The following is a 3,387-nucleotide window of genomic DNA, read 5'->3' on the forward strand; positions in this document are numbered from 1 at the left end:
CCCGGTGCTGATCTCCCCCGCCCCCGTCACGGGCGCGCCGTACGTCACCCAGCCCGGGCCTTATGCCGTCTTCAAGCCCCCGGCCCCCGGCGCGCGGCGCCGCACGAAGCTGAACCAGGTCTCCGTCACGCCGCTGCTGCCGCTGTACGCCGACGACGAGAAGACGTATGTGGATGCGATGACGAGCCTCGTGCAGCCGACGCGGCGCTGAGCCGGATGCTATCCTTCGGGGAACCAACATCGAAGGAGGTCGCTTGCTGATCGCGTTTGCCGTACTGCTCGTTTTCCAGTGCCTGGGAGAGGGGCTCGTTTTCCTGCTCCGGCTCCCAGTGCCGGGTCCCGTGGCCGGCATGCTGCTGTTGCTGGTGGCGCTCGTCGCGTTCCCGCGCCTGCACGACACCGTGGAGGCGGGCGCGAACGAGTTGCTGCGCCATCTGTCGCTGCTGTTCGTGCCGGCGGGCGTGGGCATCATCGTCGCCGCGGCGAGCGGCAGCGGGCACTGGCTCGCGATCTGCGCGGCCGTCGTCGGCAGCACCCTGCTGACACTTGCCGTGACGGCGCTCGTGCTGCGCGCGCTCACGCCCGCCCACAAGAACGGGGAGGGCCGCGATGTTTAATGTCGAGGAATTCACCCACTTCTGGGTCTACCTGTCCGCGTCGCCGCTGCTGGGCCTCACGGTCACGCTGTGCGCCTACGTGTTCGCGCAATGGGTCTATGCACGCTGCGGCTTTTCGCCGCTCGCCAATCCCGTCGCCATCGCGATCGCCCTCGTGAGCCTCGTGCTCGCGGCCAGCGGCATGTCGTACCAGCGCTATTTCGCCGGTGCGCAGTTCGTCCACTTCCTGCTCGGTCCCGCCACCGTCGCCCTCGCCGTGCCGCTCGCGCGCCAGATGCCGCGCCTGCGCCGCAGCCTGTTCCCGCTTGCGTGCGCGCTGGTGTCCGGGTGCGTGACGGCCATCGTCAGCGCGGTCGGCATCGCCGTGCTGATGGGCGCATCGCCCGAGCTGGCGCGCTCGCTGGGCCCGAAGTCGGCCACGACGCCCATCGCGATGGCCGTGTCCGAGCACCTGGGCGGCGTGCCGGCGCTGACGGCCGTCCTCGTGATCGGCACGGGCATCTTCGGCGCCGTGACGGCGCGCTTCCTGATGAACGCCTTGCGCATCGATTCGCATGCGGCGCGCGGCCTCGCGCTCGGGGTCGCGTCGCACGGCATCGGGACGGCACGCGCGTTCCAGGTCAGTCCGGAGATGGGCGCGTACGCGGGCCTCGGCATGGGCATCAACGGCGTGCTCACGGCGCTGTTGGCGCCGTGGCTCGTGCCCTTGCTCCTGCGCTGGATGGGTCAGTAAACAAAGAAGCCCGCAACCACGCGCGGACGCGATTGCGGGCGAGGCAGGCGCGCGGAACGCCATGCCGGGGGAGCGCAGGCGGCTTGCGCCGCTGCGGAAAAGGGTCAGGCGTGCGACGGCTTGCGGGTAAAGGCGCGGGCCGCGAACAGGGCGCTGGCCACGCCGACGACGATGGCGGCCGTGCTGCCCGAGAAGCCGACGGCCGTGTTGGCCGCGATCTTGCCGGCCTTCGGCGTCACCAGTTCCAGGCGGCGCTTCGTCATCTGCGCGCCCAGCTCGGACAGGCGGTCCTTGCTGAGCGTCTGCTCGGCTTCCGGCAGCAGCACGGTTTCCTCGTCGGCCACGTGGTGCTGCACGTCGCGCATCAGTTCGAACACGAGTTCGTCGTGGCGCGGCGACTTCGGATCGGTGCGGCGCAGCTCCGCAATGACGGCGCGCATTTCGTCATGTTCCGGCTCGCTCTTGTCCATGACCTTCTGGTCGTGGGCGCGCGGGCGCATGACGGGATAGAAGATTTCCTCTTCCAGCGTCGCGTGGATTTCCAGCGCGTCGCAGATCGTTTCCGCCAGCGCTTTCTTGACGCTGGGGCGCTTGTCGCGGGTGTACTGGTGGAACGTCACCATCACGTGCGAGTGATCGAAGCGGATCATGTCGGTGATGGAAGGACTCAGTTTGTTCAGGGAAAACATGATCGTCTCCTGTTGGCTGTGGGGTAGCGATAGACCCATGTTAGTGCCGACGCTAGAGCTCCCGCGTAGGAGGGCGCCGCACTGTTTTGTCGGCCGATGACGCACGGACTGTCCGGCACAGACTGGCAATCTTCGACTGTTTCCACCTGTTCAGAATCCCGCGCGGCTCGACAGGATGTCGCCTCCAATCCTACACAGACACGGCTTGGTTTCTGATTACTCGGCGCCGCAACGCTGCCAAGATGGCATCGACCGGTCGCGCTACGGCGCTTCCGTTTGTCCGCGCGGTAATGCAGGACGCATTCCGCGCGGTCATCCAATCACACACTGGAGGAATCGGAATGTTTGCACATAACAAACGCCTGCAGTACACCGTGCGTGTCAGTGAGCCAAATCCGGGGCTGGCCAACCTGATGCTCGAACAGTTCGGCGGCCCGCAGGGCGAACTGGCCGCGGCCATGCGTTACTTCACGCAGGCCGTCAGCGAAGACGATCCGGGCCGCAAGGACATGCTGTTCGACATCGCGACGGAAGAGCTGAGCCACCTCGAGGTGATCGGCCACATCGTCGCCATGCTCAACAAGGGCGCCAAGGGCGACCTGGCCGAAGCCGTCGACAGCGAAGCGGATCTGTACAAGAAGATCCAGGGTGCGGGCAACGACAGCCACGTGACCCAGGTGCTGTACGGCGCCGGCACGCCGCTGGTCAATTCGGCCGGCGTGCCGTGGACGGCCGCGTACATCGACACGATCGGCGAGCCGACCGCCGACCTGCGCTCCAACATCGCCGCCGAGGCGCGCGCCAAGATCGTCTACGAGCGCCTGATCGCGCTGACCGACGACCCGGGCGTGAAGGAAGCGCTGGGCTTCCTGATGACGCGCGAGATCGCGCACCAGAAGTCGTTCGAGAAGGCGCTGTACTCGATCCAGCCGAACTTCCCGTCCGGGAAGATGCCGGGCGACCCGCGCTTCGCCAACACCTACTTCAACATGTCGCAGGGCCCGGGCGAGATGCGCGGCTCCTGGAACCAGGGCGAAAACTGGGACTTCGTCACGGACCGCGAAAAGCAGATGGCAGTCGACGGCGGCACGGGCGAGGCCGAAGTCAGGCTGCCGGCCAAGAACGTCGACGTGCTCAAGCAGATGGCCGAGCGCACCATGTCCGATCCGAATGTCGATCCGACGACCGGCGCCGAACTCGGGATGGGGAACCAGACCCTCGCTGACGGCATGACCGTGCAGCCGGGTGCGCAGCCGAGCCCGGGGGCGCCGAAGCTTCACTAAGCCGTCGTCCTCGCGCAGGCGGGGCCCAAGTTTCGCGACTCTGCCGAGGAAATTGGGCTCCCGCC

5 protein-coding genes are annotated in these 3,387 nt (G+C 67.2%); 4 read left to right on the forward strand and 1 reads right to left on the reverse strand.

What is annotated here, in order from left to right; all coding sequences use genetic code 11:
* The 3 genes from ACEN88_RS27295 to ACEN88_RS27305 form a co-directional block, all read left to right on the forward strand.
* Positions 1 to 211 (forward strand): hypothetical protein (locus ACEN88_RS27295; RefSeq protein ID WP_413344707.1); only part of this gene is annotated, 211 nt, incomplete at its 5' end.
* Between the two features lie 43 nt (positions 212 to 254).
* Positions 255 to 617: a CidA/LrgA family protein gene (locus tag ACEN88_RS27300; protein ID WP_413344709.1), complete on the forward strand. Its 363-nt coding sequence runs from the start codon at positions 255 to 257 to the stop codon at positions 615 to 617.
* Complete coding sequence (locus tag ACEN88_RS27305; RefSeq protein ID WP_413344711.1) at positions 610 to 1,350, forward strand: LrgB family protein; 741 nt, start codon at positions 610 to 612, stop codon at positions 1,348 to 1,350. The genes ACEN88_RS27300 and ACEN88_RS27305 overlap by 8 nt, the downstream gene beginning before the upstream one ends.
* A 104-nt stretch (positions 1,351 to 1,454) precedes the next feature.
* On the opposite strand, the gene ACEN88_RS27310 is transcribed toward ACEN88_RS27305, so the two are convergent.
* Complete coding sequence (locus ACEN88_RS27310) at positions 1,455 to 2,039, reverse strand: hemerythrin domain-containing protein (RefSeq protein ID WP_413344713.1); 585 nt, start codon at positions 2,037 to 2,039, stop codon at positions 1,455 to 1,457.
* Between the two features lie 341 nt (positions 2,040 to 2,380).
* Between ACEN88_RS27310 and ACEN88_RS27315 the strand changes: the two genes are divergently transcribed.
* The gene (locus ACEN88_RS27315) at positions 2,381 to 3,322 is read left to right on the forward strand and encodes a manganese catalase family protein (protein WP_413344715.1); all 942 of its coding nucleotides are present in this window, start codon (positions 2,381 to 2,383) and stop codon (positions 3,320 to 3,322) included.
* The last annotated feature ends 65 nt before the right edge of the window (positions 3,323 to 3,387 follow it).

The sequence above is a fragment of the Massilia sp. CT11-108 genome, assembly GCF_047302915.1.
Taxonomy (GTDB): Bacteria; Pseudomonadota; Gammaproteobacteria; order Burkholderiales; family Burkholderiaceae_D; genus Telluria; species Telluria orientalis.